At 66.2% G+C, this 26,677-nt stretch carries 27 protein-coding genes; 7 read left to right on the top strand and 20 right to left on the bottom strand.

What is annotated here, in order from left to right; genetic code table 11:
• Positions 1-8: 8 nt before the first annotated feature.
• Genes E3T41_RS17515 through E3T41_RS17505 form a run of 3 tightly spaced genes read left to right on the top strand, consistent with a single transcriptional unit; the run spans position 9 to position 2,683 of the window.
• The gene (locus E3T41_RS17515; protein WP_092449549.1) at positions 9-989 is read left to right on the top strand and encodes a branched-chain amino acid ABC transporter permease; all 981 of its coding nucleotides are present in this window, start codon (positions 9-11) and stop codon (positions 987-989) included.
• Positions 990-1,038: 49 nt separating this feature from the next.
• Positions 1,039-1,929 carry an ABC transporter ATP-binding protein gene (locus E3T41_RS17510; protein ID WP_233195182.1) on the top strand — a complete coding sequence of 297 codons (891 nt, stop codon included), beginning with the start codon at positions 1,039-1,041 and terminating at the stop codon, positions 1,927-1,929.
• On the top strand, positions 1,916-2,683 hold the full coding sequence (locus E3T41_RS17505) for an ABC transporter ATP-binding protein (protein WP_092449545.1): 768 nt from the start codon (positions 1,916-1,918) through the stop codon (positions 2,681-2,683). The genes E3T41_RS17510 and E3T41_RS17505 overlap by 14 nt, the downstream gene beginning before the upstream one ends.
• 187 nt (positions 2,684-2,870) lie before the next feature.
• Here the strand turns inward: E3T41_RS17505 and E3T41_RS17500 are convergent, their stop codons facing one another.
• The 4 genes from E3T41_RS17500 to groES form a co-directional block, all read right to left on the bottom strand.
• Positions 2,871-4,172, bottom strand: coding sequence for an ABC transporter substrate-binding protein (locus E3T41_RS17500; RefSeq protein ID WP_134479497.1), 1,302 nt, complete (start codon positions 4,170-4,172; stop codon positions 2,871-2,873).
• A gap of 127 nt (positions 4,173-4,299) precedes the next feature.
• Positions 4,300-5,007 (bottom strand): hypothetical protein, encoded by a 708-nt coding sequence (locus E3T41_RS17495; protein ID WP_104132229.1) that lies wholly within the window; start codon positions 5,005-5,007, stop codon positions 4,300-4,302.
• Positions 5,008-5,095: 88 nt separating this feature from the next.
• Positions 5,096-6,040 carry an EamA family transporter RarD gene (gene rarD / locus E3T41_RS17490; RefSeq protein ID WP_104132228.1) on the bottom strand — a complete coding sequence of 315 codons (945 nt, stop codon included), beginning with the start codon at positions 6,038-6,040 and terminating at the stop codon, positions 5,096-5,098.
• Positions 6,041-6,161: 121 nt separating this feature from the next.
• Complete coding sequence (gene groES, locus E3T41_RS17485) at positions 6,162-6,458, bottom strand: co-chaperone GroES (protein WP_092107311.1); 297 nt, start codon at positions 6,456-6,458, stop codon at positions 6,162-6,164.
• Positions 6,459-6,582: 124 nt separating this feature from the next.
• On the opposite strand from groES, the gene E3T41_RS17480 reads away from it, so the two are divergent.
• A complete protein-coding gene (locus E3T41_RS17480) occupies positions 6,583-7,788 on the top strand; it encodes a class I SAM-dependent methyltransferase (RefSeq protein WP_134479496.1) in 1,206 nt (401 codons plus the stop codon).
• On the opposite strand, the gene E3T41_RS17475 is transcribed toward E3T41_RS17480, so the two are convergent.
• The 8 genes from E3T41_RS17475 to E3T41_RS17440 form a co-directional block, all read right to left on the bottom strand.
• Entirely contained in the window at positions 7,785-8,192 is a 408-nt protein-coding gene (locus E3T41_RS17475) for a hypothetical protein (RefSeq protein ID WP_134479495.1), read from the bottom strand. The genes E3T41_RS17480 and E3T41_RS17475 overlap by 4 nt on opposite strands.
• A gap of 30 nt (positions 8,193-8,222) precedes the next feature.
• Positions 8,223-8,675, bottom strand: coding sequence for a DUF4190 domain-containing protein (locus tag E3T41_RS17470; protein WP_092449532.1), 453 nt, complete (start codon positions 8,673-8,675; stop codon positions 8,223-8,225).
• Between the two features lie 81 nt (positions 8,676-8,756).
• Entirely contained in the window at positions 8,757-9,842 is a 1,086-nt protein-coding gene (tsaD, locus tag E3T41_RS17465) for a tRNA (adenosine(37)-N6)-threonylcarbamoyltransferase complex transferase subunit TsaD (RefSeq protein WP_134479511.1), read from the bottom strand.
• A gap of 5 nt (positions 9,843-9,847) precedes the next feature.
• Complete coding sequence (gene rimI / locus E3T41_RS17460; protein WP_134479494.1) at positions 9,848-10,369, bottom strand: ribosomal protein S18-alanine N-acetyltransferase; 522 nt, start codon at positions 10,367-10,369, stop codon at positions 9,848-9,850.
• Positions 10,366-11,001, bottom strand: a complete 636-nt coding sequence (gene tsaB / locus E3T41_RS17455) for a tRNA (adenosine(37)-N6)-threonylcarbamoyltransferase complex dimerization subunit type 1 TsaB (RefSeq protein WP_092449528.1) — start codon at positions 10,999-11,001, stop codon at positions 10,366-10,368. The genes rimI and tsaB overlap by 4 nt, the downstream gene beginning before the upstream one ends.
• 87 nt (positions 11,002-11,088) lie before the next feature.
• A complete protein-coding gene (locus E3T41_RS17450; protein ID WP_134479493.1) occupies positions 11,089-12,600 on the bottom strand; it encodes a carboxyl transferase domain-containing protein in 1,512 nt (503 codons plus the stop codon).
• Positions 12,597-13,823, bottom strand: coding sequence for a CaiB/BaiF CoA-transferase family protein (locus E3T41_RS17445; protein WP_134468454.1), 1,227 nt, complete (start codon positions 13,821-13,823; stop codon positions 12,597-12,599). Before E3T41_RS17445 ends, E3T41_RS17450 begins: the two co-directional genes overlap by 4 nt.
• Positions 13,824-13,862: 39 nt before the next feature.
• Positions 13,863-15,230, bottom strand: coding sequence for an SLC13 family permease (locus tag E3T41_RS17440; RefSeq protein WP_104132221.1), 1,368 nt, complete (start codon positions 15,228-15,230; stop codon positions 13,863-13,865).
• Positions 15,231-15,353: 123 nt separating this feature from the next.
• On the opposite strand from E3T41_RS17440, the gene E3T41_RS17435 reads away from it, so the two are divergent.
• Positions 15,354-16,055, top strand: a complete 702-nt coding sequence (locus tag E3T41_RS17435; protein ID WP_104132220.1) for a FadR/GntR family transcriptional regulator — start codon at positions 15,354-15,356, stop codon at positions 16,053-16,055.
• Between the two features lie 11 nt (positions 16,056-16,066).
• Here the strand turns inward: E3T41_RS17435 and tsaE are convergent, their stop codons facing one another.
• The 4 genes from tsaE to glmS are packed head-to-tail and all read right to left on the bottom strand — an operon-like array spanning position 16,067 to position 19,939.
• Positions 16,067-16,621, bottom strand: a complete 555-nt coding sequence (gene tsaE / locus E3T41_RS17430; RefSeq protein WP_134479492.1) for a tRNA (adenosine(37)-N6)-threonylcarbamoyltransferase complex ATPase subunit type 1 TsaE — start codon at positions 16,619-16,621, stop codon at positions 16,067-16,069.
• Positions 16,614-17,684, bottom strand: a complete 1,071-nt coding sequence (alr, locus tag E3T41_RS17425; RefSeq protein WP_092449777.1) for an alanine racemase — start codon at positions 17,682-17,684, stop codon at positions 16,614-16,616. Before alr ends, tsaE begins: the two co-directional genes overlap by 8 nt.
• A 47-nt stretch (positions 17,685-17,731) precedes the next feature.
• Positions 17,732-18,082 carry a holo-ACP synthase gene (locus E3T41_RS17420; RefSeq protein ID WP_092449506.1) on the bottom strand — a complete coding sequence of 117 codons (351 nt, stop codon included), beginning with the start codon at positions 18,080-18,082 and terminating at the stop codon, positions 17,732-17,734.
• A gap of 6 nt (positions 18,083-18,088) precedes the next feature.
• The gene (gene glmS, locus E3T41_RS17415; protein ID WP_092449504.1) at positions 18,089-19,939 is read right to left on the bottom strand and encodes a glutamine--fructose-6-phosphate transaminase (isomerizing); all 1,851 of its coding nucleotides are present in this window, start codon (positions 19,937-19,939) and stop codon (positions 18,089-18,091) included.
• Positions 19,940-19,973: 34 nt separating this feature from the next.
• Here glmS and coaA point away from each other — a divergent pair, with 34 nt between their 5' ends.
• The gene (coaA, locus tag E3T41_RS17410) at positions 19,974-20,930 is read left to right on the top strand and encodes a type I pantothenate kinase (protein WP_092449502.1); all 957 of its coding nucleotides are present in this window, start codon (positions 19,974-19,976) and stop codon (positions 20,928-20,930) included.
• 238 nt (positions 20,931-21,168) lie between these two features.
• Here coaA and glmM read toward each other — a convergent pair whose 3' ends face one another.
• From glmM to truA, 4 genes are all read right to left on the bottom strand, one after another.
• Positions 21,169-22,530: a phosphoglucosamine mutase gene (gene glmM / locus E3T41_RS17405; RefSeq protein ID WP_104132218.1), complete on the bottom strand. Its 1,362-nt coding sequence runs from the start codon at positions 22,528-22,530 to the stop codon at positions 21,169-21,171.
• Positions 22,531-22,549: 19 nt separating this feature from the next.
• Positions 22,550-23,035: a 30S ribosomal protein S9 gene (gene rpsI / locus E3T41_RS17400; protein WP_092107287.1), complete on the bottom strand. Its 486-nt coding sequence runs from the start codon at positions 23,033-23,035 to the stop codon at positions 22,550-22,552.
• Between the two features lie 50 nt (positions 23,036-23,085).
• Positions 23,086-23,532, bottom strand: a complete 447-nt coding sequence (gene rplM / locus E3T41_RS17395; RefSeq protein ID WP_092449498.1) for a 50S ribosomal protein L13 — start codon at positions 23,530-23,532, stop codon at positions 23,086-23,088.
• A gap of 144 nt (positions 23,533-23,676) precedes the next feature.
• Positions 23,677-24,615 (bottom strand): tRNA pseudouridine(38-40) synthase TruA, encoded by a 939-nt coding sequence (truA, locus tag E3T41_RS17390; RefSeq protein WP_241991232.1) that lies wholly within the window; start codon positions 24,613-24,615, stop codon positions 23,677-23,679.
• 93 nt (positions 24,616-24,708) lie between these two features.
• Between truA and E3T41_RS17385 the strand changes: the two genes are divergently transcribed.
• Positions 24,709-26,676 (top strand): acyltransferase family protein, encoded by a 1,968-nt coding sequence (locus tag E3T41_RS17385; protein WP_166791609.1) that lies wholly within the window; start codon positions 24,709-24,711, stop codon positions 26,674-26,676.
• The last annotated feature ends 1 nt before the right edge of the window (position 26,677 follow it).

Below are 26,677 nucleotides of genomic sequence, written 5' to 3'. Positions count from 1 at the left end.
GGGTTCACATGGACTGGGGAGCAATCTTTGGCAACGCAGCCGTCGAGCTGATTAGCCCGACCACTGCCGCTTACGCACTCGCCGCCCTCGGGCTCGCCGTGCACTTCGGCTACACCGGCCTGCTGAACTTTGGCCAGGCCGGCTTCATGGCCCTCGGCGCCTATGGTTACGCCATTTCCATCCTGACCTTCGGTTTTCCCGTCTGGGGCGCCTTTTTGGTGGGGGTGGGAGCATCCGTTATTTTCGCCTTGATTTTGGGTATTCCGACACTGCGACTGCGCGCTGACTACCTCGCGATCGTCACGATCGCCGCCGCCGAGATTGTGCGGCTGCTGTTCACGACGAACACCTTCGCCGCAGTGACCGGGTCGGCCAACGGCCTGAGCGGTTACAAGAACGAGTTCGCGGCGCTCAACCCGCTTGCCGAGGGCAGCTACGGATTCGGGCCGTTTGAGAACAACGCCTACGACACCTGGCTGCGCATCGTCGCCTGGTCGATCGTGATTCTCGCGGCGCTGTTCGTCTGGCAGATCATGCGCAGCCCGTGGGGCCGAGTGATCAAGGGCATCCGCGAAGACGAAGACGCCGTGCGTGCGCTCGGCAAGAACGTGTACGCCTACAAAATGCAGTCGCTCATTTTCGGTGGAGTACTCGGCACCATCGCCGGCATGATCTTCGCCCTGCCCCGAGCGGTCGTGCCGTCGAACTATCAGACCACGCTGACCTTCTTCATCTACGCCATCCTGCTGCTCGGCGGGGCTGCGACGGTGCTCGGCCCGATCATCGGTTCGATGATCTTCTGGGTGCTGCTGTCGTTCTTCTCCGGCTTCATCTCCCGGGCCGTCGAGGCCGGCTGGCTGCCGTTCATGACGGCCATTCAGGGCGGCCAGCTGCGCTTCATCCTGGTGGGACTCGCGATTATGTTAATCGTGATCTTTAGACCGCAAGGCATCTTCGGCAATAAGAAGGAGTTGGCTTTTGTCCGATAACGCTGTTTCGGCCGCTCCGCTCGAGCCGCCCGTTCCCACCCAGAAGCCGATCAAAACGACCGGCCTGCACATCGGCGAGGCCGAACCGGGCTGCCGCAAGGTCGACCCGATTCTCGTCGTCGACGGCGTGCGCCGCACCTTCGGCGGCCTGACCGCGGTGAATGTCAACCACGTCGAAGTTCCGCGCGGCGCCATCACCGCGCTGATCGGCCCCAATGGTGCCGGCAAGACCACCCTGTTCAACCTGCTGACCGGTTTCGACAAGCCCGACGCCGGCAAATGGACCTTCGACGGCCGCTCCCTGGCCGGCGTTCCCGCCTACCGGGTCGCCCGCATGGGCCAGATTCGCACGTTCCAGCTCACCAAGGCCCTGGGGCTGTTGACCGTCATGGACAATATGCTGCTCGGCGCCAAGGGCCAGACCGGCGAGAATATGTTCCGCGCGCTGATGCCGTTTCTTTGGCGCAACCAGGAGGAGGAGAACCGGGCCAAAGCACTCGATCTGCTCACCCGGTTCAAGCTCGATACCAAGAAGGACGACTACGCGGCGAGCCTCTCCGGCGGGCAGCGCAAGCTGCTCGAAATGGCCAGAGCGCTGATGAGCGACCCGACCCTGGTAATGCTCGACGAGCCAATGGCCGGCGTAAACCCGGCACTGACCCAGTCGCTGCTCGACCATATTTTGAACCTCAAGTCCCAGGGCATGACCGTTCTGTTCGTGGAGCACGACATGCACATGGTGCGGCACATCGCCGACTGGGTCATCGTGATGGCCGAGGGCCAGGTGGTCGCCGAGGGCGACCCGCACGAGGTCATGAGAAACCCGGCCGTGATCGACGCCTATCTCGGGCAGCACCACGACGAAGACATCGGCGAAGACCAGGCCGCCGAAGCCGAAAACGTCTCAGCCATAAAGGAGTTGCTCGATGACGAACGCTAATCCGCTGGCCCCGCCAGCACCGGCCGAGACTCGGGAAGCGGTCGTCGCGGTCAAGAACGTGACCGCGGGGTATGTGACCGGCGTGAACATTCTCAATTCCTGCTCGCTCACCGCCTACGAAGGCGAACTGATCGGCATCATCGGCCCGAATGGCGCCGGCAAGTCCACGCTGCTCAAGTCGATCTTCGGGCTGGTCAAGGTACGCGAGGGCGAAATTCTGCTCCGCGGCAACAACATCACCAACCTCAAGGCCAACAAGCTGGTCGCACAGGGTGTGGGTTTCGTACCGCAGAACAACAACGTCTTTCCCACCCTGACCATTCGAGAGAACCTCGAAATGGGCATCTTTCTCAAGCCCAAGGGGCTCGTGGAACGCTTGGAGTTCGTCACCGAGATCTTTCCAGAGCTCGGCAAGCGGATGTCCCAGCGCGCCGGTTCGCTCTCCGGCGGCGAACGACAGATGGTCGCCATGAGCCGCGCGCTCATGATGGGCCCGCACGTGCTGCTCCTCGACGAGCCGAGTGCCGGGCTGTCCCCGGTGCGCCAGGATGAAGCCTTTCTGCGGGTGAAGGAGATCAACAAGGCCGGAGTGACCACGATCATGGTCGAGCAGAACGCCCGCCGCTGCCTGCAGATCTGCGACCGCGGCTATGTGCTTGACCAGGGCCGGGACGCGTACACCGGCACCGGACGTGAGCTTTTGAACGACCCCAAGGTGATCGGCCTCTACCTGGGCACCCTCGGGCAGGATTAGCTCCCGAAATAACCCGTACCAGCCCGTGGCGGCGTCCGAGACTCTCTCGGGCGCCGCTTCTGTGTGTGGGCTTGCTGAGCGGATGCTGGCGGCCGGGTCGCCGCATCCGCTCGCGTGAATCAACGCGGTACGCAGAAGGGCCCCGACCGAAGCCGGGGCCCTTCAATCATTCAGCTAAACGGTGGAGCTAGTTGATGCGGGTGTACTTGTTGCCAGCATCGAACTCGTAGATGCCGATGCTAGCGCCGGTCGGGTCGCCGTTCTCGTCGAACGTGATCGGGCCGGAGAAGCCGTCGTAATCGACCTGATCGCCAGCTTTCAAGGCTGCAGCAGCCTCGGCGAAGTCGGTGACCTTGGTGCCATCACCGGTTCCGCCGGAGACCTGACGCAGGTAGCTCGCGATGGATTCACCCGACACGTCGTTGGCCGCGTAGGCGGCCAGGGCGATCAGGATCACGGCGTCGTAGGACTCGGCAGCGTAGCTGTAGTCGGTCAGCGTCGGGTCTACTTCGAGGAGGCGGGTGGTGAAGTCACCGAGCGAGGCGGTGTCGAGGCCGGGCAACGTGCCCTTGGAGCCCTCGATGAGGCCGGCTGCGAAGTCGGCGCTATAGTCGGCGACGTTTCCGTCGACGAAGTACAGCTTGTCGCCGGGAAAACCGGAACCGACGAGCGCCGGGACGATGACCTTGGCCTGGTCGAACGTGACAAGCGCGATCGCGTCGGGATCTGCCGCGGTCACTTCGGCGATCTGCGAGGCGAAGTTGGAATCGCCCTCGTTGAAGAGTACCTCCGCAACCACCTCGCCGCCGGCAGCGGTGAACGCGTCGCTGGTGTACTTGGCGAGGCCGGTTCCATAAGCATCGTTCAGCACGATCAGGCCGAGGGTGGCGTTGCCATCGTCAGCGATCTGGGTGCCGAGCACTTCGCCCTGCAGAACGTCAGACGGAGCCGTACGCCAGTACAGACCGTTGTCGTCGTAGGTCGTGAAGGCGTCCGAGGTGTTGGCCGGGGAGAACTGCACGACGCCGGCGCCGGTGATCTGGTCGATTATGGTTTTGGAGACACCAGAAGAGGCCGCACCGACGATCGCCGAGACGTCCTGCGACAGCAGGTCGGTCACCGAAACGGTGGCGGTGTCGGTCGTGGTGTCACCCGAGTCGCGGAAAATGGCTTCGACGGTAATGCCGAGGCCGGCCGCGTTGATGTCGTTGACAGCCAGCTGTACACCGGCTTCTTCGGGCGGGCCGAGGAACGCCAGTCCACCACTCTGAGGAAGGGCGGTGCCGATCTTCAGCGTCAGGTCGCGGTCACCGGCCTCTACCGTATTGAAGTCTGCGGCATCCGCCGACGGCGCCGCAGAATCACTGGGTGCCGTAACAGCGTCGTTGCTGCAGCCGGTGAGCAGAAGTGCGCTCACGCCGACGAGCGCGACACCGGTAACGAGGGTACGAACGGAGCGGGAGGCGGAGGCCTTCGCGAATACGCTCATGTTGCTCCTTGATAGATAACGAGAGGTAAGTCTGGTCAGCCGATTGACTGCCGTGGTGACAGATTAGGCAATCAACGGCACAGAAACCTACCTGTGCGTGTTACAACCGGGTAAAGCGATCAAATCGTTACGAACGGCGACCGGTCACACCCTGATAATCAATGGTTTGCTCCTGCCCCAGCGCATACACGCACTCGCCCCAGGAGAGGCAGACGGCCGTTCCCGAAATCACCTGCGGCCAGCCGGCATCGAGCGATGCGCCGCCGTCGTCCCCGGTGATCACGGCGGCCAGGGCGGCCGTGATCAGGCCGTCGTAGGCCTCCGCGCCGCCAGCGGTGGCGTTCAGTCCCGGGTCGGCGGTCTTCAGATGCGCGGTGAATGTCTCGTCTGCGGCGAGCGGTGTGCCACCGTTGGCGAAGTCACCCAGTGATACCAGAGCGGCGCTGCCAACGGAGCTGTGCGCATCCGCTGGCAGCGCGGTCGTCGCGTCCCACAAGACCAGGTCAACGCCGCGAGCGGCGAGGTCGGCGTAGGCGGCGGCGAGGTCACCGGCCGAGTTGCGATGCACGAGTTGGATCGGCTGCGTCGGCGTCGCCTGCTCGGCCAGGATGTCGCGCAGGGCGAGCTCGGTGCCTGCCACCTGCGCTGCGCCGCTCGCAGCATTGTCCCCGGTGGTGGGAAAGAGGGTGCCGATGCTCAAGGTTCCGTCACCGCTCGGAGCGGCCGTGACGACCGCGGCCGGGGTCGTGCTCGGCGCGGCCGGGGTCGTGCTGGTGCAGCCGGTGAGGGCCAGGGCGCCGAGCAGAACGACGACGGTGAGCGTGCGACGGGGCATCTAAAATCCTTTGGTACGAGCTGAGGTGACGTGTCGGTTCAGCGTATCGGCTGGGCCGGACGGGGGTGCGGAGCCAAGTCGGACGGTATTAGGCAGGCTCAAGCGAGCTGCGACGGGGTCCGCGGCCGGAGGCGACCATATCGACCATCAGTATGATCAAGGCCACCCAGACCAGGGCGAATCCGGCCCAGCGTTCGAGCGGCATCGCCTCTTTCAGAAGGACTACGCCGACGAGAAATTGAATGACCGGCGCGACGAACTGAATGAGTCCGAGTACCGTCAGCGGCAGGCGCCGGGCGGCGGCGGCGAAGAGCAGCAGGGGAACAGCGGTAATGACCCCGGCCGCGAGCAGGCCAGCCGTGTGCCAGCCGGAGACGGTGCCGAAGGTGAGGCCGGACATGCCGGAAACGACCAGAAGCTGAATGATGGCGACCGGGGCCAGCCAGGCCGTTTCGAGGGTGAGGCCGGTGACGGCGTCGACGTTCGGGCCGACGCGCTTCTTGATCAGCCCGTAGAAGCCGAAGGAGAACGCGAGGATGAGCGAGATCCACGGCAGCGAGCCGTAGCCGACCGCCAGCACGATCACGGCGATAAAACTGATGCCGATGGCCACCCACTGCAGGCGGCGCAACCGTTCGCGCAGCACGAAGACGCCCAGAAGCACCGTGACGATCGGGTTGATGAAGTAGCCGAGGGCTGCTTCGACGACGTGCCCGGTGGTCGCGGCGATCACGTAGGTCTGCCAGTTGACGAAGATGAACGCACCGGCCAGGCCCATGGTCCAAACCAGACGCGGCTGCTTGAACGCACGCCCGAGCACGGTCCAGGTGCGGGTCACGGTAATGATCAGGGCGCAGAAAACGAGGGAGAACAGCACCCGCCAGGCCACGATTTCGAAGGCGCCGGAGGGGATGAGTAGCAGAAAGTAGAGCGGCAGCACGCCCCAGAGGCCGTAGGCCAGGCCGCCGAAGACGAGGCCGGTGCGGTGGGTGGCGCGAGCGGCCGAATCGGCCGGTGCGGCGGCATCCGTCATAAATATTCTCCCTACCGAGACACTAACTGCGCAAACAAAAACTCCCGAATGGCCAGGCCATCCGGGAGTTTCAGTCTAAAGACCAATTTCAGTCTGAAGGCTAGGTAGTGATGAAACCTACTTAGCGCACGACCACAGCGAGCACGTCGCGAGCGGAGAGGACCAGAAGGTCATCGCCGCCGAACTTGACCTCGGTTCCGCCGTACTTGGAGTAGATGACCTTGTCGCCGACGGCGATGTCGAGGGGAACGCGGTTGCCGTTGTCGTCAATGCGGCCGGGGCCGACTGCAACAACTTCGCCCTCCTGGGGCTTTTCCTTCGCGGTGTCAGGAATGACCAGACCTGATGCGGTGGTCTGCTCTGCGTCGACCTGCTTGATGACGATGCGATCCTCGAGCGGCTTGATGGAGACCGACACGGTTGACCTCTTTCTAAGACTTGGGTTAGCAGACTCACAGCGAGAGTGCCAAGTGAAGTTTAGGGGGGATGCTGGCACTCGCGCAACGTGAGTGCCAGATCGGGCCGTTTGGTACCGTTACAGAATGGATCGAACCGAGCTCGTTGAGCTGCTCTCCCCCGCGAGTTTACGGCTGCTGGATTCCCTGCCGCCCTACGAGGCAAACGGTGATGTGCTGAAGCTCGTGAGCGAGCTGCGCAAGGCCGGGCACGCCCCCGGGCTCGTGTCGGCCGTGTTGAGCCAGTCGCGACTGCGGGCGAAAGCCGTGGCCAAGTTCGGAGAATTTGCCGAGCGGATGCTGTTCACCGAGGCCGGTCTGGAACAGGCGACTCGGTTGCGGGTTGCCGCACTGCACGCCGGGCGATTCGCCGGGCTTGGAGCCGCCCTCGGCCGCGCGCCGCGGGTCGCCGACCTCGGCTGCGGCATCGGCGGCGACGCGATGGCCCTCGCCGCGATGGATCTACCGGTCGTGGCCGTCGACGCCGACGAGGTCACGGCCACGGTTGCGAGCTACAACCTGGCCCCGTTCCCCAATGCCTCCGCGTTGCAGGCCGACGCCGAGACGGTTGATCTGACCGATTTCGACGCGGTCTGGCTCGATCCAGCCCGGCGCACGGGCGGACACAGCAACACCAAGCGACTCACCCGCTCCGAAGATTACTCCCCCTCCCTCGACTTCGCCTACCTGCTGGCAACGACGCTGCCGCTCGGCATGAAGCTCGGTCCCGGCCATGATCGCGACCAGATTCCGGTCGACGCGGAGGCCCAGTGGGTGTCGGTGGATGGCCAGCTGGTGGAGATGGGACTGTGGTTCGGCGCTCTCGCCCGCCCGGGCATCCGTCGATCGGCGTTGCTGCTGACCCGGGATGGCGTGCAGGAGCTGAGCAACGATGCCGACAGCGAAGACGAGCCGGTCGGCGAACTCGGTCACTACGTCTACGAACCCGACGGCGCGGTCATTCGGGCGCGACTGATCGGCGATCTGGCCCGCTCGATGAAGGCCAGCATGCTGAGCGAGGGAATCGCCTACCTGACCAACGACACGCTGACGCCGACGCCGTTCGCAACCGCCTTTCGGGTGCTCGAAACGCTGTCGTTCGACGAGAAGAAGCTGCGGCTCGCGCTGCTCGAGCGCCGCATCGGAACGCTCGAGATCAAGAAGCGCGGCGTCGACGTTGATCCCGCGACGCTGCGCACCCGGTTGAAGCTCAAGGGGCCGGAAGTCGCGACGCTGATCTTGACCCGGGTGGCCGGACATCGGGTCGCGCTGCTCGTGGACCGCGTGCGCTAACGGTCGGCCTCCAGCAGGGGCAGCACGGTCTGGCTGATGTAGACGAACCAGCCAGCCGCGAGCAGAATCCCGACGATGCCGCTCGCCAGGCCGCTGCTCCAGAGGGCACGCGCCCGATGCTCGGTGGTGCGCGCAATCAAGGCGAGGACGATCGCAACGAGCGCGACCGGCAGGCCGAACACTCCGAGTACGCCGAGCGCGAGCCCGATGAACCCGCAGACGACGGAGGCGACCGAGAGTCGGCGACGGCCGGTGATGCGCCGCACCTCCGCCTCGGTGTACGTGTACGGCACGAACTCGGTGGGCGCAGTGACGGTCGATTCCCAGCTGAGCTGGCCGCCCGGGGGCGCGGGGTCACGGGTGTAATCCCGATGCGTGTCGGAATTCTGGTGCGGTGTACTCATTGCTGTCCTCGTGCTGCGAACCGGGTGGGGTTAGTAGGGCTCGCTCACACCACTGTTGGCGATTCCGACGAGCAGCCCGATGGAACCAATGAGCACCAAAATTCCCACGACGAACCCGAGGTAGCCGACAATCAGACCACCGAGGGCGAGGCCGTAGCCCTTTTCGCCGGTCTTCTTGATCTGGCTCAGGGCGATGTGGCCGGTGATGATGCCCACGATCGAGATCGCGAGGATCGACGTGACGAGGGAGATGATCGACAGAACGTTGTACTTGTCCTGCGGGTTCTGCTGGCCATACGGGTTCTGACCGGTCGCGGGATTCTGGCCATACGCGGGAGCCTGGCCGTAAGCGGGGGGCTGCGTACCCGCCGCCGGATAGCTTGGATAGGCGGGCGCGGCGGGGGGCACGCTGGCACCGGCCGGATTCGAGTTCGTCGGGCCGCTGTTCGTCGGTTCGACGGGGGGCTGGGTGGGATCAGACATCTGCGGTCTCCTTCATAATTTCGTTCGGTGCTCGCCCTGCCAGATTATCCCGTTAGCGGGTACCCGGCGACTGGGCGTTGCTCAAACCTGGATCTGCCCGACCGGCAGGGTGGAATCGGCGCCGAATTCGAGGGTCGAGGGCTCATGCCCGGCCATGATGAGTTGCGCGCCGAGGGCGGCGATCATGGCGCCGTTGTCAGTGCAGAGCGAGAGCGGCGGGATGCGCAGGACAACGCCGGCAGCATCCGTTCTCTCGGTGGCGACCTGGCGCAGTCGAGCGTTGGCGATGACGCCGCCGCCGAGCAGCAGCCGCGGCACGTCGTGGTCGGCGCACGCAGCGAGAGCTTTGGTGAGCAGAATGTCGACCACCGCCTCGCGAAAGCTCGCCGCGACGTCGGCTGTCGGCACGGGCTCGCCGGCGTCCTGGCGCTGTTCGACGAAGCGGGCGACCGAGGTCTTGAGGCCAGAGAAGGAGAAGTCGTAGCGGTGCGCGGCCATGTCCTTGGGCTGGCTGAGTCCGCGCGGAAAGCGGATGGCCTTCGGGTTGCCGAGGACTGCGACCCGGTCGATCTGCGGCCCGCCGGGGTAGGGCAGCGAGAGCAGCCGGGCGACCTTGTCGAAGGCCTCCCCGGCGGCGTCGTCGATGGTCTCACCGAGCAGCTCGACGTCGCTGACCAGGTCACGCACAAGCAGCAGCGAGGTGTGCCCGCCCGACACGAGCAGCGCGATCGTCGGGTACTCGAGTGGCTCGGTGTCGTTGGTACTGGAAGCGCCGCGCAGCAGGTCGGCGCCGACGTGGCCGACCAGGTGGTTGACCGCGTAAATCGGTTTGTCGAGAGCGACGGCGAGCGCCTTGGCGGCGCCGACCCCGACCATGAGAGCTCCGGAGAGCCCCGGACCGCAGGTGACGGCGATGGCATCGAGATCACTCAAGCGAATGCCGGCCTCGGCGACGGCCGCGTCAATGGCCGGCACGAGCTCATCGAGGTGGGCTCGCGCGGCAATTTCGGGCACGACGCCGCCGTAGCGGGCGTGTTCGTCCATCGAGCTCGCGATGGTGTTGGAGAGCAGGGTGGTTCCGCGCACGATGCCGATGCCGGTCTCGTCGCAGGAGGTTTCGATGCCGAGTACGAGCGGTTCTGATCGATTCAGGGCGGTGCGGTTCATGGTCGTCACGGATTCTCCGCGGAGGTGGGCACGGCTGATTCTGGGGCGGTGAGCATAGATTCCAATTCTGGAATATTCAGGCGCATGACGATGGCGTCGACGTTGTCGGGCTGGTAGTAGCCGCGGCGCACGCCGACCTCCACGAATCCGAGCCGATCGTAGAGACGCTGGGCGCTGGGGTTGTCGGCGCGCACTTCGAGAAACACCAGCCGGGCGCCGCGTTTGCGGGCCTCGGAGATGAGGGCCTGCATCAAGGTGCGTCCGAGGCCGTGGCCGCGGGCCGAGTCGGCGACGGCGATGGTCTGAATGTCGCCCTCGTTGGCTCCCTGCGGGGCGAGCAGTCCGGCGTAGGCCTCGATATTATCCGGGTCGTCCGGGGGAAAAGCAACAAGGTAATAGCAGGCGGGGTCGCCGAGATCCCGGGCCATCATCGGCTGTGACCAGGCATCGTTTTCAAAGATACTGGTTTCGAGGTGCATGATCGCCGCGAGGTCTGCCTCGTGCGCACGGCGCAGCTGCCACGTCATCGGCTGACCCGCTTGGGTCCATTCGAGAGCGTGACGTCGGGTGAGCGCAGGTACAGCGGCTCGTTCGCGGCGAACGGGCGCCGATGGGCATAGTTGAGTTCGGCGACCAGACCGAGTTCCCCGGCCGACACCGTGGCGGCGTCGAGGCGCGGCCAGAGCGCGTGCTGCCAGGCGGGCTCGTCGAGTTCGGCCGGTTTGGCGAGTCCGGGTGGGCCGACGCGCACGGGCAGGCCGACGGCATCCGCTTCGCTGTAAGCACTCCAGTAGATTTCGCGGCGGCGAGCGTCGGTGACGACGACGAGCGGGCCGGTGTGGCCGCGACGGTAGTGGCCGTAGGCGATGGCGTCGTGGCTGATCACCGGCACGAGCGGCTTGCCGGCGCCGAGGGCGAACACGCGCGCCGAGGCGATGCCGACGCGCAGGCCGGTGAAGGGGCCCGGGCCCATGCCGCCGACCACGCCGGAGAGATCCGCCGGGGTGATCTTCGCGTCAAGGAGGCAGTCGAGAATGAACGGGCCGACGATTTCGGCATGGCGCATGGTGTCAGCCTCGCCGCGTTCGGCGATTATCCCGCGGTCAAGGTCGACCACGGCGACACTCGTGCCGGCAGAGGTATCGATGGCAAGTAGCACCCGCTCAGCCTAGCTTTGATGCGGCAGGCGCTGCGCGCGTCGGCCGCTGCGGCTGGAGGGTCAAATCATCCGTCGAAAGGACGAGAGTCAGCGACCGAGGGAACGGTAGCGGGCCAAGCGACGCGGAAGTAGCTCGTCAACGGGCACCGTGGACAGCGTGGACAGCTCGTATTCGATGGCTTCAGCCAGCCGCTGGCAGAACGCCCGTCCCTCGTCGGCGGCGTCGGGGCGCTCGTCCACGATGTGGTCGACGATCCGATTGGCGTACAGCGAGGCCACGTTCACGCCCTGAGCCTCCGACATGGCCGGTGCGAACTCGGTGTTGTGGTGCACGATGGCACTTGCCCCTTCGGGAGGAAGCGGCGACAGCCAGGAGTGCTGGGCGGCGATCGTACGGTCGGCGGGCAGCAGCGCGAGCGCCCCGCCGCCGGCACCCTGTCCGAGCAGCACGGACACGGTTGCCGACCGCAGGCCGATCAGCTCGTGCAAAGAGCGCGCGATTTCCCCGGCCATGCCGCCCTCCTCGGCCTCCTTCGACAGCGCGGCCCCGGCGATGTCGATCACGGTGAGCAGCGGAAGCCCGAGTTCTTCCGCAAGGCGCATACCGCGACGGGCCTCCCGCAGCGATCCGGGGCCCATCCTGGTGTCTTGCGAAGGCCGCGCCCGGATGTGCCCGAGCACGATGCAGCTCTGCTGCCCGAACCGTGCCATGGCGAGCATGAGCCCCGGGTCCTTCTCACCCTCGCCCGTGCCGTTGAGCGGCAGCACGTCGTGCGCGCCGTAGGCGAGCAGCTGGCGCAGGTCTGGTCGCCGCGGGTTGCGCGAAATCTGAATGGATGCCCACGCGCCGCTCACTGCCGGCCGCACGTTCAGGGTCTCCGGTGCCGCCACCGGCATGGAGGCCCGGTCGGTGAGAATTGTGAGGGCGCGGTGCACGATCTCCGGCAGCTGCTCCGGCGGCACAACGGCGTCGATCAGCCCTTGGTTGAACAGGTTTTCAGAGACCTGCACGTTTTCCGGAAATTTCTTGCCGTACAGCGCCTCATAGACCCGCGGGCCGAGAAACCCGAGCAGCGCGCCCGGCTCGGCCACCGTCACGTGCCCGAGTGAGCCCCAGGAGGCCATCACCCCGCCCGTGGTGGGGTGCCGCAGGTACACCAGATACGGATGCCCGGCCTCGCGGTGCGCGCGCACGGCGGCGGTGATCTTCACCATCGACAAAAAGGCCAACGTGCCCTCCTGCATGCGGGTACCGCCGGATGCCGGTCCGGCCAGGACCGGCAACCCCTCGCGTGTGGCCCGTTCGATCGCGTCCACAATCCGGTCAGCAGCAGAAAGCCCGATCGATCCGGCAAGAAACGCGAACTCGCTGACGACGATCGCCACCCGGCGTCCGTGGATCAGCCCCTCGCCGGTGAGCACCGCCTCGTCGGTGCCGCTCTTCGCTCGTGCCTTCACGAGGTCGGCCCGGTACGCCTCGTTCGGGTCGGGGTCAACCACGGGCTGATCCCAGCTCGTAAAGGACCCGTTATCGAGCACCACGTCGATGAGCTCCGTGGCGTTGAGGTGGCGAGTTGCGAGCGCGGGTTGAGAAATCAAAGTGAGATACCTTCCAGTGAACGGTTGAGCCAGGTGCGAATGTCGTTGCCGTGCTGATCGAGCACGGGCGGAGCGGAGTGCATCGTGTTCGTTGTCTCGACCGTATCGGCGGGTCCGAAGAACCGAAGCGGAGGCCCGGGGAGGCTGATCCGGCCGAGCACCTCGTGTTCAACGTCGATCAGCAGCCCCTGCGAGAGCACCTGATCCCATTGATAGACCTCATCCAGGGAACGCACCTTGCCGGCCGGGATTCCGGCGTCGGTCAGTTTCTTCAGCAGAGTCACGGCATCGAAGTTGGCGAAGGCATCCGCTATGGCAGCCTTGAGGCCCTCCCGATTGCGCACGCGGTGCGCGTTGGTGGCCCACTCGGATTGCGCAGCATCGAGGCCGAACTCGGCTGCGAAGGTGGCCCAGAGTTTCTCACTGCCGATGCTGATCTGCACGCTCCCGCCGCGGCAGGGAAAGAGCCCGTAGGGAGCGATCGACGGATGGTGGTTGCCCTGGGCTTCCGGCACCTCGCCGGCCACCGTGGCGCGGGTGCCTTGGAAGGCATGCACTCCCACCAGTGCGGCGAGCAGCGAGGTGCGCACAATCTGTCCCTGACCGGTGCGCTCGCGCTGAAGCAGCGCGGCGAGCAGTCCGAACGCGCCATACATGCCCGAGAGCAGATCGGCGATCGGCACGCCCACACGCTGCGGGTCGTCGGGGGCGGAGCCGGTGAGGGACATCAGGCCGGCCTCGCCCTGCAGAATCTGGTCGTAGCCGCTTCGACTGGATTCCGGGCCGTCGTGGCCGAAACCGGTGATCGAGAGAATCACCAGCGCCGGGTTGAGAGCGTGCATCGCCTCGGGCGAGAATCCGAGCCGGTCGAGCACCCCTGGACGAAAATTCTCCACCACAACGTCCGCGCGCAGCAGCAGCTCGCTGAGCACCTCCCGGCCGTCGTCACTCTTCAGATCGAGGGCGATGGATTCTTTATTGCGGTTGCACGAGAGAAAGTACGTGGATTGCGGATCGTTCGCGGGGCCCACAAAGGGCGGGCCCCAGCCGCGGGTATCGTCTCCCGTGCCTGGATTCTCCACCTTGATCACGCGTGCGCCGAGGTCGGCGAGCATCATGCTCGCGTGCGGACCGGCGAGCGCGCGGCTGAGATCCACAACGAGGTAGCCCGCGAGGGGGCCCTGTCGGTCGGTTTCAGAACGGGTGTCGGTTTCGGTACTCATGATCGGTCCTTTCTCGAGGTGCGTGGGGTCGGTGACGGGTTACAGCCACCCGGGCAGCACGAGCACCGCCCAGGCGATGGCCGGCCCGGCCACAACGACGATTCCGCTGTAGGCGAGGATCTGCTTGTAGAAGCGGTCCTTGTCCACGTCGTCGGGGGCGTTGGCGAGCACGAGCGCGCCATTGGTCGAGAACGGCGACACGTCCACGATGGTCGACGCGACGGCGAGCGCGCAGATCACGCCGATGGCGCTGATTTCCCCGGTCGCGAGGAACGGCACGGCGAGCGGAATCAGCGCGGCCAAAATGGCCGTTGACGAGGCGAAGGCCGAGACGACGGCACCGATGTAGCAGATCAAGAGTGCGGCAAGCAGGGGCATGCCGAGGTTGGCCACCGCTTCCGACACGTATTCGATGGTGCCTGCCTCTTCGAGAACACCGACGAAAGTGAGCATGCCGCAGATGAGCAGCACGGTGGACCAGCTGATCTTGTTGACCGCGCCCTTCTGCGCCGCAGGCGAGACGAGGGCGAGGATGACGGCGATAGTGATGGCAACGAAGCCCACGTCAACCTTGAAGCCGAGCGCGATCACGGCGAGGGCGATGAGGCCGGCCACCGTCACAAGCTGCGGAATGCGCTCTCCGCGGGTGGCCGTGGCCAGCACTCCGTCGCCTGCGGGGTCGCGGGGGCCGTAGATGCCGGAGCCGAAGCCCTTGAACGCCACATCACCGCCGGCGCGCGCACCGACACTCACGGCCATGCGCGCTTCGGCGGCCTGCTCCACGAAATGTCCGACCCGGCTCGACATCAGGTTTCGGCCACCGAGCACAATGAACAGCACGACGGCGATCAGAAAGTTGAAGATGAGGCTCGACAGAAACACCGCTGTCGGGCTCGCGTCGAGCCCGGTGGTCGAGATGAGGCTGTTCACGATCACGCCGTAGACGGCGATCGGCGAGAATCCGCCGCCCTGCGCGCCGTGGATCACCATCATGCCCATCAGCAGCGGGCTGATCTTGTACTTGCGGGCAAAGCCGAGCGCGATCGGCGCCACGATGGCCACCGCGGCCGGGGACAGCGCACCGACGGCCGTGATCACGGCGGTGATCACGAACATCACCCAGGGGATGAGGGCCACCCGACCACCGACGAGCCGCACTGCACCGCGCACCAGCAGGTCGATCGTGCCGTTGCCCTGCGCAATCGCGAACAGGTACGTAACGCCGACGAGCGTGAGGAACAGCCCGCCCGGGAAGTTGGCGAGAATATCGGTGGTCTCCATGCCGAGGAAGACAGCACCGAGTAGAAAGGCACCCACGAAGGCCAGCGCACCCATGTTGACGGGCAAAAGCGTGGCGATCAGAAACATCACCGCCAGGATGATGATTGAGATAACGGGAGCGGACATCGTTGTTCCTCCATAGGTTCAGATGAATGTGGGCTATTGGCTCACTGGACTAGCCTCCTAGACAGTAGGTGACTTTGTCAAGAGCCGTGTAAAGTTGAGCCCAGAGATCTTAGGGAGGCAGACATGACGAGGGACGCAATACCCCAGCCGCTTATGCGCGTCACGAAACCACGCCTTTACGAACAGCTCGTGGCCCAGCTTCTCGCCTACATCGAGTCCGCCCACCTCGGCCCCGGTGACCTGTTACCCGCCGAACGCGATCTCGCGGAACGGCTCGGTGTCTCCCGCGCCACCCTCGCCCAGGCCCTCGTGGCCCTGGAAGTGCTCGGTGTCATCGACGTTCAACACGGCACCGGCGCCGTTCTCGTCCACCGTCCGAGCATCGCAACGGTGATCAGTGGGCTCCGCGAACATCGCAACCGGCTCCCCGAGATCGTGGAAGCCCGCAGCACCCTCGAGGTAAAACTCGCCGAGCTCGCCGCGGAACGCCGAACGGATGCCGACCTGCTCGCGATCGAGGATGCGCTCCGAGTCATGGCCGAGGAAATCGCCGTCGGTGACCGCGGGTCGCACGGCGACGAGCTCTTCCACCAAGCCGTCACGACGGCTGCGCACTCCCCCGTGCTCGCCCAGCTGATGGCATTCATCGCCGAGATGATCCTCGAAACGCGGCTCGAGTCACTCGCCCAGCCGGGACGACCCGAGCAGTCCCTGGCGTCGCACCGAGCGATCACGGCGGCCATCCGCTCGCAGGATGCCGACGAGGCCGCGGCGAAGATGCTCGCACACATCGAACTCGTCTCGGACGTCGCGCTGCTGAAGTAGCGGCCTGGGGCTCAGCGCCGCGGTCGCAGTTGCCCGACGTCGGTCGCATCCGTCCAGCGCGGCCCGTGGCCGATCAACGTGACGGTGCGCGGTTCGTCGAGGTCGTGATCCAGATCGATAACGGATACCGCGGCATCCGCTTCGCTGATGGCGTCAGACCGGCCCTGCGGTCGCTCGATTTCAATGTCGAGCCAGGACTCGGTGATGCCGTCGAGCAGGCCGCGACCCCATTCAACGACCACGATGGAGTGGGCGAAGTCGATGTCGAGGTCGTCGAGCTCCATGGCGCTGTTAAGGCGGTAGGCGTCGACGTGCACGAACGGTGGGCCACCAACCAGGCTCGGATGCGTGCGCGCGAGCACGAAGGTCGGGCTGGTGACGGCGCCACGCACCTGCAGCCCCTCGCCGACGCCGCGGGTGAGGGTGGTCTTGCCCGCGCCGAGCGGCCCGGTGAGCACGATCAGGTCGCCGGCCCGCAGCGTGGCCGCGAGTCCGATACCGAAGCGGTGCATCGCGGCGGCATCGGGGATGGTTCGCCGCAGTTCAGACCGACCCGACTCAGCCATGGATGTGCAGCCGGGGCACCCGGTGTCCGATGCGGGTGACGATCTCGTAGTTGATCGTGCCGGCCGCGTCGGCCCAGTCGGTCGCGCTCGGCGCTCCCGTGGCCGGGTCTCCGAACAGCACGACGGTATCGCCCACGGCGACGCCTGGATTGTCGGCTCCGAGATTGACCACGAACTGGTCCATCGCGACACGACCGACCAGCGGGTAGGTCGCGCCGTGAATCTGCACGAGCGCACTGCCGGAGGCCTGCCGCGGAATTCCGTCGGCGTAGCCGAGCGGCACGAGCACGAGCGTGGAGTCTTCCGGCGCCCGCCAGAGATAGTCGTAGGAGACGCCGGCGCCCGCGGCCACCCGGCGCACCTGGGCGACCCGGCCGCGCAGGGTCATGGCCGGCACCAGGCCGAGGTCGGCGCTGCTGGCATCATCAAACGGCGACAGCCCGTACAGGGTGATGCCCAGGCGAACCATCGAAAAGCGCGCGGCTGGCAGCCGCAGTGCGGCCGCGGAGGAGGCAAGGTGCACGAGGGTCGGGGCCAATCCGGCGGCACGCACTAAGGCGACACCGCGCTCGAAACACTCCAGCGCCTGCTGGTCGTCGGTGGCTGAGGTGTTGGAGAGGTGGCTCATCACGCCGTCAACGCGCAGCAGCCCCACCTGCTCGAGGGCCGCGGCCAGCGCGAATACCTCGGCCCAGTCGTTCTCGTGCACACCGTTTCGGCTCAGGCCGGTATCGAGTTTGAGATGAACGGATGCCGTCTGGCCGAGTTCCGCCGCTGCATCCGCTGCCCGTTGCAGTTGGCGTGCTGACGAGAGGCCGAGGGTGATGTCATCGTCGATGGCGGCGCTGAAATCGGCGTCTGGATCGTGCAGCCAGGCCAGGATCGGCGCGTCGATTCCGGCGTCACGCAACTGCAGGGCTTCGTCGATGTCGGCGACGCCGAGCCAGTCGGCGCCACCGGCGAGGGCGGCGCGGGCCACGGGCACGGCGCCGTGACCGTAGGCGTTGGCCTTGACCACGGCCATGGCGTGCGGGGTGCCGACCAGCGCACGCAGGTGCGCCATATTGCTTCGGATCGCGGCGAGGTTGATCACGGCCTCGCGAAACCCGCTCACGACTCGGCCACGACGAAGGCGCAGGCCACGCCGGCGTCGTGCGTCATGGTGACGTGCACGCGGCTGATGCCGCGATCTTTCACCGCTTGCAGGGCCGCCCCGCTGAGCTTGAATTCGGGGTTGCCGTGTGGGTCGTTCACGATTTCCATCTCCTGCCAGGTGGCCCCCGCACTGTCGCCGAGGGCCTTGATCAGAGCTTCCTTAGCGGCGAAACGCGCAGCGAGGGAATGTACCGGCAGACCGCGTTCGCTCTGGGCGAACAAGCGTGGTACCAGGCCCGGCGTGCGCGCGACCTGGCGGGTGAACCGCGCCAGGTCGACCACGTCGACCCCGATGCCCTTGATCACTGCGGACTATTCGACCGTGACGGATTTGGCGAGGTTGCGCGGCTGGTCCACGTCGAGGCCCTTGGCGATGGCGAGCTCCATGGCGAAAATTTGCAGCGGCACCACGGCCAGCAGCGGTTCGAACAGTGGAGCTGCGAGCGGAATGCGGATGACGGTGTCGGCAAACGGCAGCACGGCGGCGTCGCCGACCTCGGCGATGGCGATGACGCGGGCACCGCGGGCGCGGATCTCCTGAATGTTGGAGACGACCTTGGGGTGCAGGTGTGCCGAGCCGCGCGGGCTCGGCACCACGACGAACACCGGCTGACCGGGTTCGATCAGCGCGATCGGACCGTGCTTGAGCTCACCGGCAGCGAAGCCCTCGGCATGGATGTAGGCGAGCTCCTTAAGCTTGAGTGCTCCCTCGAGCGCGATCGGAAAACCAACGTGACGGCCGAGGAACAACACGGCGCGGGTGTCGCTCATCCAGCGGGCCAGCTGACGCACCTCGTCTTCGACCTGCAGAACGGTCTCGATTTTCGCCGGGATGGCCTGCAGTTCGGCGACCTGCGCGGCCTGCTCGGCCTCGGTGAGACTGCCGCGCACCCGGGCCAGGTGCAGCGCAAACAGGTAGAGCGCCGTGATCTGCGCGACGAAAGCCTTGGTCGACGCGACCGCGACCTCGGGGCCGGCGTGGGTGTAGATGACGGCATCACTCTCGCGCGGGATGGTCGCGCCCTGCGTGTTGCAGATCGAGATCGCCTTGGCACCGAGCGACATGGCGTACTTGACGGCCATGAGCGTGTCCATGGTTTCGCCGGACTGGCTGATCGACACGACCAGGGTGTCGTCGCTGAGCACCGGGTCGCGGTAACGGAACTCGTGGCTGAGCTCGACGTCGACGGGCACCTGCGCCCACTTTTCAATGGCGTATTTGGCGACCTGGCCAGCGTAGGCGGCGGTTCCGCAGGCGATGATGACGATCCGACGGATGCCGGCGAGCACGTCATCGCCGAATGCGCTCAGTTCGGGTACGACCACGTGGCCGTCGGCGATGCGGCCGCGCAGGGTGTTGGCGACGGCGTCCGGCTGCTCGGAGACCTCCTTGGCCATGAAGCTGGACCAGCCGCCCTTCTCCGACGCCGAGGCGTCCCAGGCGACATCGAATTCCTCGGTCTCGACCGGGTGACCATCGAAATCGGTGACAGTGACGGCATCCGCTGTGATGGTGACGATCTGGTCCTGGCCGATGGCGACGGCGCGACGGGTGTATTCCACGAAAGCGGCCACGTCGGAGCCGAGAAAGTTCTCGCCGTCGCCGAGCCCGATGACGAGCGGCGAGTTGCGGCGGGCGCCGACGACGACGCCGGGCTGGTCCTGGTGCACGGCCAGCAGCGTGAAGGCGCCGTCGAGGCGGGCAACGACGGTGCGAAAAGCCTCGGCCAGGTCGCCGACGCGCTGGTATTCGCGTCCGAGCAGCACAGCGGCCACTTCGGTGTCGGTTTCACTCAGTAAGGTGAAGCCCTCGGCGAGCAGTTCGTCACGCAGCGGGGCGAAGTTCTCGATGATGCCGTTGTGAATGAGGGCGAGCTTGTTATTGTCACCGAGGTGCGGGTGCGCGTTTTCGTCGTTGGGGCCGCCGTGCGTGGCCCAGCGGGTGTGACCGATGCCGGTCGCGCCGTCGTTGATCGGGTGGGCTTTGAGCTCGTTGGTGAGGGCTACGAGCTTGCCGGCCTTCTTGGCCGTGTTAAGCACCCCGAACTCGTCAATCACGGCGATACCCGCGGAGTCGTACCCGCGATATTCGAGCCGTCCGAGCCCTCCCATGAGAACGTCAACGGTCTTGTTGCTTCCGACATAACCTACGATTCCGCACATAGAAGTCGATTTTAGCCGGACTAAGCTTGGTGGAATGTCCGATCTGGTGCTGGCCCCTGTCATGAACGGCCACGGTACCCCCTTCGTGGAACTCGACCGAGCCGACTGGGCGGCCCTCGCGCCGACCACCCTGCTGCCGCTCAAAGAGACCGAGATTGTGCAGTTGCGCGGCCTCGGTGAGCCGCTCGACATTAACGAGGTGACGGATGTCTACCTTCCGTTAAGCAGGCTGCTCAATCTGTACGCGGCGAACGCTCGCAAACTGCATCGGGCGACCAGCGGATTCCTCGGTCAGCGTGCCCGGCCCACTCCGTTTGTGATCGGCGTCGCCGGCTCAGTCGCCGTCGGCAAGTCGACCACCGCGCGGCTGCTGCGGGAGATGCTGGCCCGCTGGGACGACACTCCCCGGGTCGAGCTCGTCACGACGGACGGTTTTCTGTTTCCCAATGCGGAGTTGAACCGCCGGGGGCTGATGGAGCGCAAGGGATTCCCGGAGTCCTACGATCGACGCGCCCTGCTGCGCTTTGTGAGTGCCGTCAAGAGCGGCGCCCCCGAGGTGCGGTCGCCGTTCTACTCGCACCTGAGCTACGACATCGTGCCCGACGCGCAGATCGTTGTGCGCCAGCCGGACATCCTCATTGTCGAGGGGCTGAACGTTTTGCAGCCGCCCGGGCCGGGCCGCGGCCTGGCCGTGAGCGACCTGTTCGACTTCACGGTTTACGTGGATGCCCGCACCCAGGACATCGCCCGCTGGTACGAGGAACGCTTTCTCAAGCTGCAGCGCGGCGCGTTCGCGAACCCGAACTCGTTCTTTCACCGCTACGCCGCGCTCACCGAGGATGAGGCCCGTGCCAAGGCGCGCAGTATCTGGACCAGCATCAACGAGCCCAACCTGCTGCAGAACATCCGTCCCACCCGGTCGCGGGCGACACTCGTGCTGCGGAAGGACCCCACACACGCCGTCTCCAAGGTGCTCCTGCGCAAGGTCTGACCCGCGCTTCCGCGAGGTCCCCTGTGACCGGGCCCGGGCCCGGGCCCGGAAACGGGGCCCATGATAGAACATGGACCCAGTTCCCGAACCTGTGCCCGACGGGTGAAGCGTACGCAGGCGCGCCCGGTCCGTTCCCCGGCCGTCTCGACTCATGACAATGCGACCGGGCCCGGGCCCGGAAAGCGGGCCCATGATAGAACATGGGCCTGGCTTCCGGGCCCGGGCCCGGTCGGTAGGGCTAGAGGGCCAGACGGGACCGCACTACGTCGGCGAGGGAGTGCGCCAGGCGGTCGGCGGTCGGCTGGTCGGCGGCCTCCACCATGACCCGCACCATCGGTTCGGTGCCGGACGGGCGCAGCAGCACACGACCGGTGTCGCCGAGTTCGGTCTCCGCGGCCACGACAGCGTCAGAAATAACCTGATCGGCAGCGAGCCCCTTGAGGTTCACTCCACGCACGTTGACCAGAATCTGCGGGTAGACCGTCATAACGGATGCGAGTTCGGCGAGCGTTTTACCGGTGCGCGCCATTTCTGCCACGAGGTGCAGCCCGGTGAGAATACCATCGCCGGTCGTGGCGAACTCGGTCATGATCACGTGGCCGCTCTGCTCACCGCCGAGCGAATACCCGTGGGCGTTGAGCTCTTCGAGCACATACCGGTCACCGACCTTGGTCTGCACCATCGCGATGTCGTTGGCCGCCATCGCCTTGCGCAGACCGAGGTTGCTCATGACCGTGGCCACGAGCGTGCGGTCCTTGAGCACACCGCGCTCGGCCATCGACACGGCGAGGATCGCCATGATCTGGTCGCCGTCGACAATGTTGCCGTCGCGGTCCACTGCGAGGCAGCGGTCGGCGTCGCCGTCGTGGGCGATTCCGATGTCGGCACCGTGCTCGAGCACGGCGCGCGCCAGGTTGTCGAGGTGGGTCGACCCCACGCCATCGTTGATGTTGAGCCCGTCGGGGTCGGCGCCGATCACGGTGAGGCGAGCGCCAGCATCCGTGAACACCTGCGGCGAAACGCCAGCGGCAGCACCGTGGGCGCAGTCGAGCACGACATGAATGCCGTCGAGGCGGTGCGGCAGGGTGCCGAGCAGGTGCACGACGTAGCGGTCTTCGGCGTCGGCGAAACGACGGATGCGTCCAACGTCGCCGGCGATCGGCATCAGGGTGTCGCGTCCAATGTAGGACTCGATGCGGTCCTCGACGTCGTCGGGAAGTTTGGTTCCGCCAAAGGCGAAGATCTTGATGCCGTTGTCGGGCGCCGCGTTGTGTGAGGCAGAAATCATCACACCGAAGTCGGCACCGATGTCGTTGATCAAGAATGCGGCGGCGGGCGTCGGGATGACTCCGGCATCGAGCACGTCGACACCGCTGGAGGCCAGGCCGGCCGAAACGGCAGCCGTCAAGAATTCGCCGGAAATTCGCGGGTCGCGGGCGACCACAGCAACGGGGCGGCGGCCCTGTTCGAGGCGTGCTTGAGCACGACGACCCTTGGTCAGCACTGCGGCGCTGGCCTGGGCAAGGCTCAGGGCCAGGCCAGCCGTGAGATCACGGTTGGCCAGGCCCCGAACGCCGTCCGTGCCGAACAGACGAGTCATATCGTCGTCGGCAATCGGATTAGCGCTTGCTGAACTGAGGTGCCTTGCGGGCCTTCTTGAGTCCGGCCTTCTTACGCTCCTTGACTCGAGCGTCGCGGCTGAGGAAGCCGTTCTTCTTGAGGATGGCGCGGTTGTTCTCTTCGTCGATCAGGTTGAGGCAGCGGGCAATGCCGAGGCGAAGCGCGCCAGCCTGGCCGGACGGGCCACCACCGGTGATGCGCGCGATGACGTCGTACGAGCCGAGCAGGTCAAGAACCTTGAACGGGTCGTTAATCAGCTGCTGGTGCAGCTTGTTCGGGAAGTAGTCAGCGAACTCGCGGCCGTTGACAACGATCGTGCCGGAGCCGGGGACGATGCGCACGCGGGCGATGGCCTGCTTGCGACGGCCGACGGCTGCGCCGGGAACGTTGAGGACGGCGCGGGGCGCCTTGGTTACGGTTTCGGCCGGAGTCTCGGTGGAGTAGCTCTCCGGAGCCTGGTCAATCTGGTCTGCGATCTTCGCCACGATGATGGGAATCCTTTTTATCTAAGAGTCGAGAAGTCTGGTTGCCGGCGCTACTGCGCGACCTGGCTGAGGGTGTACGGCGTGGGCTGCTGAGCGGAGTGCGGGTGCTCGGAGCCGGCGTAAACCTTCAGGTGGGTGAGCTGGGTGCGACCGAGCGAGTTCTTCGGCAGCATGCCGCGAATCGCTTTTTCAACCGCACGGGTCGGGTGCTTCTCGAGCATCTCGGAGTAGTTCGTCGCCGTGAGGCCGCCCGGGTAACCCGAGTGGCGGTAAGCGATCTTCAGGTCGAGCTTCTTGCCGGTGAGGGCAACCTTCTCGGCGTTGATGATGATGACGAAGTCGCCACCGTCCATGTGCGGGGAGAAGGTGGCCTTGTGCTTGCCGCGCAGCAGGATTGCCGCGTGGCTGGCCAGACGTCCGAGGACGATATCGGTGGCATCGATGACTACCCAGTCGTGCTGGAGTTCGCTTGCCTTGGGGCTATAAGTGCGCGTCACTAGTGTGCTGCTTTCTTCTTTTTCGAACGGAGGTGTTCGTGAATCCCGCTCCGGGCGTGTTCTGTCAAGCAGAACACTGTCGATGGAGGGCTCACGTTCGGGCGCCGCGCTGCAACGCACAGACACCAAGGGTCAACAGTAGTCTCAGAGTGCTGCGGACGCAACTTCGACGGGGCCGGGCAGCGAACGCCGGTTGCGGGTGGCGACGGCGCGCAGCGCCAGTTCGGCGTCTTCCGGGTAGCCGACGTCGATCAGGGTGAGACCGTGCGCCTGCATCACCTTGAACTCGCTGATGCGGTGTTTGTCGAAGTGCAGGTGCGCGAGGGTGCTGCCGTCGAGCCGCCCCTCCCCCACGGCGACGCAGGCGCCGACCATGGCGCGCACCATGCTGTGGCAGAAGGCATCCGCTTTAATGGTGGCGATGATGAGGCCGTCGTCGTCGCGCCGCCAGCGAAAGTCCTGCACCGTGCGGATGGTCGTGGCACCGGGACGCGGCTTGCAATAGGCGGCGAAGTCGTGCAGGCCGACCAGGGTCGCCGCCGCCGCGTCCATTGCGGCGAGATCGAGTTTAAACGGATGCCACGTGGTGCGCAGTCGCTGCTGCGGGTCGTGCAGCGCGAGGGGGTCGGCGAGACGGTACTCGTAGCGGCGCCACATGGCCGAGAATCGGGCGTCGAAACCGCCGGGCACGACCGTGGCACGGCGCAGCACAATGTCCGGCTTGGTCACCAGGATGCCGCCGAGGCGGCGCAGCACGGCGGTGCCGAGGTCGACCGGCGGGCGGTTTCCGGTGCCGCGCTGAATGCGCACGAGGGAGTGTGCCTGCTCGGCGGTGAGGTCGAAGTGGGCGACCTGCCCGCGGGCGTGCACCCCGGAATCCGTTCGACCGGCGACGATCAGCGTGGGGTGCGGGGGGAAGCTCTGCAGTATGCCGGCGAGCCCGTTTTCGATGTCGGCCTGAACGGTGCGAAAGCCCGGCTGGCGGGCCCAGCCGGTGAAATCCGTGCCGTCGTAGGCGAGGTCAAGTCTGATGCGCGTGGACCCTGGCGCGGCATGGCCGGCGCGGGGTACGAAAAGATTCACGAGGGTAAGCCTAGGCGGCGCGTGCGGGTTATCGTTGAATCCGGCCCAGCGCATGACCCCCGTGTGCGTGGCATCCGAATGCTCGTCTTACCCATGACCCGCCCTGTCGCACCGTCTCCCATTGCCGGGAGGACTCCGTCGTCGACCGGCGCCGCCGTGTTCGAAGAACCCGTGATCGGGCCGCAAAACAGTCCGGCTCGGGCGGCCGCAGCGCCGCTCGTGCGCCGTGGCCGTCTAGCCGGTCTCGACGGCCTGCGCGCCCTCGCCGTGATCGCCGTCGTGGTTTACCATTTCTTTCCGGTGCTGCTGCCCGGAGGCTTTATCGGCGTCGACGTTTTCTTCGTGATCAGCGGTTTTCTAATCACGGGTCTGCTCGTCTCCGAGCACACCCGCACCGGGCGTATCTCGCTGCGCCGGTTTTGGCAGCGGCGGGCCCGGCGCCTGGTGCCGCCGCTGGTTCCGGTGATTCTGATCAGCTGCACCGTGGCATTTTTGATCGGCGGCGATGTTCTCGTCGGCCTCGGCGCTCAGCTGCTGGGGGCCACGACCTTCGGCTACAACTGGGTGTCGATCGCGACGGACAACAGCTACTTCAGCGTGAACGAGCCCGAGCTGCTGCGCAACCTCTGGTCGCTCGCCGTCGAGGAACAGTTCTACCTGGTCTGGCCGCTCATGCTGCTGGCCGTACTGCTCCTTCGCCGCCCGCGTCTGCGGCTGGCCATCGTCACCGCACTATTCGTCGCTTCCGCGATCTGGATGGGTGTGCTGTATCAGCCCGGCGCCGACCCGACCCGGGTCTACTACGGCTCGGACACGCACAGTTTCGGACTGTTTGCCGGCGCCGCTCTGGCCCTGCTGCTGCGTCGTCCGAGCGGGCACCGCAACGAGCTGCCCCGGCTGCGGCCCTGGCTCGGCGCGGCCGCGGTCGGGGCGATCATCGCGTTCGCCATCTGGCTGTCTGAGGACGGCAGCGCAACCTACCGCGGCGGCCTGGTCGCGGTGAGCCTGGCCACAGCCGTCGCCATCTGGGCCGGTGTGCGTGGCGGCCGCTTCGGCCAGCTGCTCGACCGGGCGCCGCTGCGCTACGTCGGCGAACGATCCTACGGAATCTACCTGTGGCACTGGCCGCTGCTCGTCTTGGTGCAGCTGCTCTGGCCGACCGGCGGCCTGCTGCCGATCGGGCTGCTCGCCACGGCGATCACGCTGGCCTGCGCGGGCCTGTCGTACCGCTGGTTGGAGCAGCCGATCCGGCGGATCGGCCTGCGCGGCAGCATCCGTTTGATTGGCACGGTCATGACCGGCCCCGTGCAGCGACGCCGCCTGGTCGCGGCCGCCGCAGCCCTCTCGCTTCTGCTGGTCGGCGGCACCACGGCCGCCGTCCTGACCGCCCCCGCCCAGACCTCGGCGCAGTTGCGCATCGAACGCGGCCAACGGGCAGTGGATGCTGCGGCGCGCGCCGCCGCGCAGGCTGCGGCCGCCGAGGCGGCCCGCCAGGCCACGGTGACCCCGGTCCCAGCCGAGGGACTGATCACCGCCGTCGGCGACTCGGTCATGCTCGCCTCAGCCCCAGAATTGCAGGAAACCCTCACGGGCATCACGATCGATGCTTCGGTGTCACGCGGAATGTATTCCGCAGACGACATATTGCTGGCGCTCAAGGCTGCCGGCCAGTTGCATCCGGTGGTCGTGATCGGTCTCGGCACCAACGGCCCGATCACGGCGAGCGAGCTCGTGTCCATTCTGCGCATTCTCGGCCCGGACCGGCAGCTCGTGCTCGTGAACGCTTATGCCGACCGCGATTGGACCGACGGGGTCAATGCGACCCTGGCCGAGTTCGCAGCGGGCAATCGCCGGGTCGAGCTCGCCAACTGGCACGACACGATCGCCGGGCGCCTCGACCTGCTCGCCGGCGACCAGGTACATCCGGGCCCGAGCGGCGGGCAGCTCTACGCCGACCAGGTGCTGGCGGCGCTGGAACGTCTGGCTGCGCTGCCGCCGCTGGCCGACATGAGCTGGCTGCTGCGTGACGCCGACGCGCCCAGCGCGCCGCCGTACCGCTGAC

Origin of the sequence: Cryobacterium sp. Hh38 (assembly GCF_004403235.1) — a bacterium.
GTDB lineage: Bacteria > Actinomycetota > Actinomycetes > Actinomycetales > Microbacteriaceae > Cryobacterium > Cryobacterium levicorallinum.
This window is presented reverse-complemented; position numbering and strand designations above follow the sequence as displayed.

Excerpts from the sequence above, each read along its gene's own strand:
- E3T41_RS17515 (WP_092449549.1), top strand. The coding sequence starts at position 9 with ATGGACTGGGGAGCAATCTTTGGCAACGCAGCCGTCGAGCTGATTAGC.
- E3T41_RS17505 (WP_092449545.1), top strand. The coding sequence starts at position 1,916 with ATGACGAACGCTAATCCGCTGGCCCCGCCAGCACCGGCCGAGACTCGG.
- E3T41_RS17500 (WP_134479497.1), bottom strand. The coding sequence starts at position 4,172 with ATGAGCGTATTCGCGAAGGCCTCCGCCTCCCGCTCCGTTCGTACCCTC.
- E3T41_RS17495 (WP_104132229.1), bottom strand. The coding sequence starts at position 5,007 with ATGCCCCGTCGCACGCTCACCGTCGTCGTTCTGCTCGGCGCCCTGGCC.
- rarD (WP_104132228.1), bottom strand. The coding sequence starts at position 6,040 with ATGACGGATGCCGCCGCACCGGCCGATTCGGCCGCTCGCGCCACCCAC.
- E3T41_RS17480 (WP_134479496.1), top strand. The coding sequence starts at position 6,583 with ATGGATCGAACCGAGCTCGTTGAGCTGCTCTCCCCCGCGAGTTTACGG.
- E3T41_RS17475 (WP_134479495.1), bottom strand. The coding sequence starts at position 8,192 with ATGAGTACACCGCACCAGAATTCCGACACGCATCGGGATTACACCCGT.
- E3T41_RS17470 (WP_092449532.1), bottom strand. The coding sequence starts at position 8,675 with ATGTCTGATCCCACCCAGCCCCCCGTCGAACCGACGAACAGCGGCCCG.
- tsaD (WP_134479511.1), bottom strand. The coding sequence starts at position 9,842 with ATGAACCGCACCGCCCTGAATCGATCAGAACCGCTCGTACTCGGCATC.
- rimI (WP_134479494.1), bottom strand. The coding sequence starts at position 10,369 with ATGACGTGGCAGCTGCGCCGTGCGCACGAGGCAGACCTCGCGGCGATC.
- E3T41_RS17445 (WP_134468454.1), bottom strand. The coding sequence starts at position 13,823 with ATGAGTACCGAAACCGACACCCGTTCTGAAACCGACCGACAGGGCCCC.
- E3T41_RS17440 (WP_104132221.1), bottom strand. The coding sequence starts at position 15,230 with ATGTCCGCTCCCGTTATCTCAATCATCATCCTGGCGGTGATGTTTCTG.
- E3T41_RS17435 (WP_104132220.1), top strand. The coding sequence starts at position 15,354 with ATGACGAGGGACGCAATACCCCAGCCGCTTATGCGCGTCACGAAACCA.
- tsaE (WP_134479492.1), bottom strand. The coding sequence starts at position 16,621 with ATGGCTGAGTCGGGTCGGTCTGAACTGCGGCGAACCATCCCCGATGCC.
- alr (WP_092449777.1), bottom strand. The coding sequence starts at position 17,684 with ATGGCGCACCTGCGTGCGCTGGTCGGCACCCCGCACGCCATGGCCGTG.
- glmS (WP_092449504.1), bottom strand. The coding sequence starts at position 19,939 with ATGTGCGGAATCGTAGGTTATGTCGGAAGCAACAAGACCGTTGACGTT.
- coaA (WP_092449502.1), top strand. The coding sequence starts at position 19,974 with ATGTCCGATCTGGTGCTGGCCCCTGTCATGAACGGCCACGGTACCCCC.
- glmM (WP_104132218.1), bottom strand. The coding sequence starts at position 22,530 with ATGACTCGTCTGTTCGGCACGGACGGCGTTCGGGGCCTGGCCAACCGT.
- E3T41_RS17385 (WP_166791609.1), top strand. The coding sequence starts at position 24,709 with ATGACCCGCCCTGTCGCACCGTCTCCCATTGCCGGGAGGACTCCGTCG.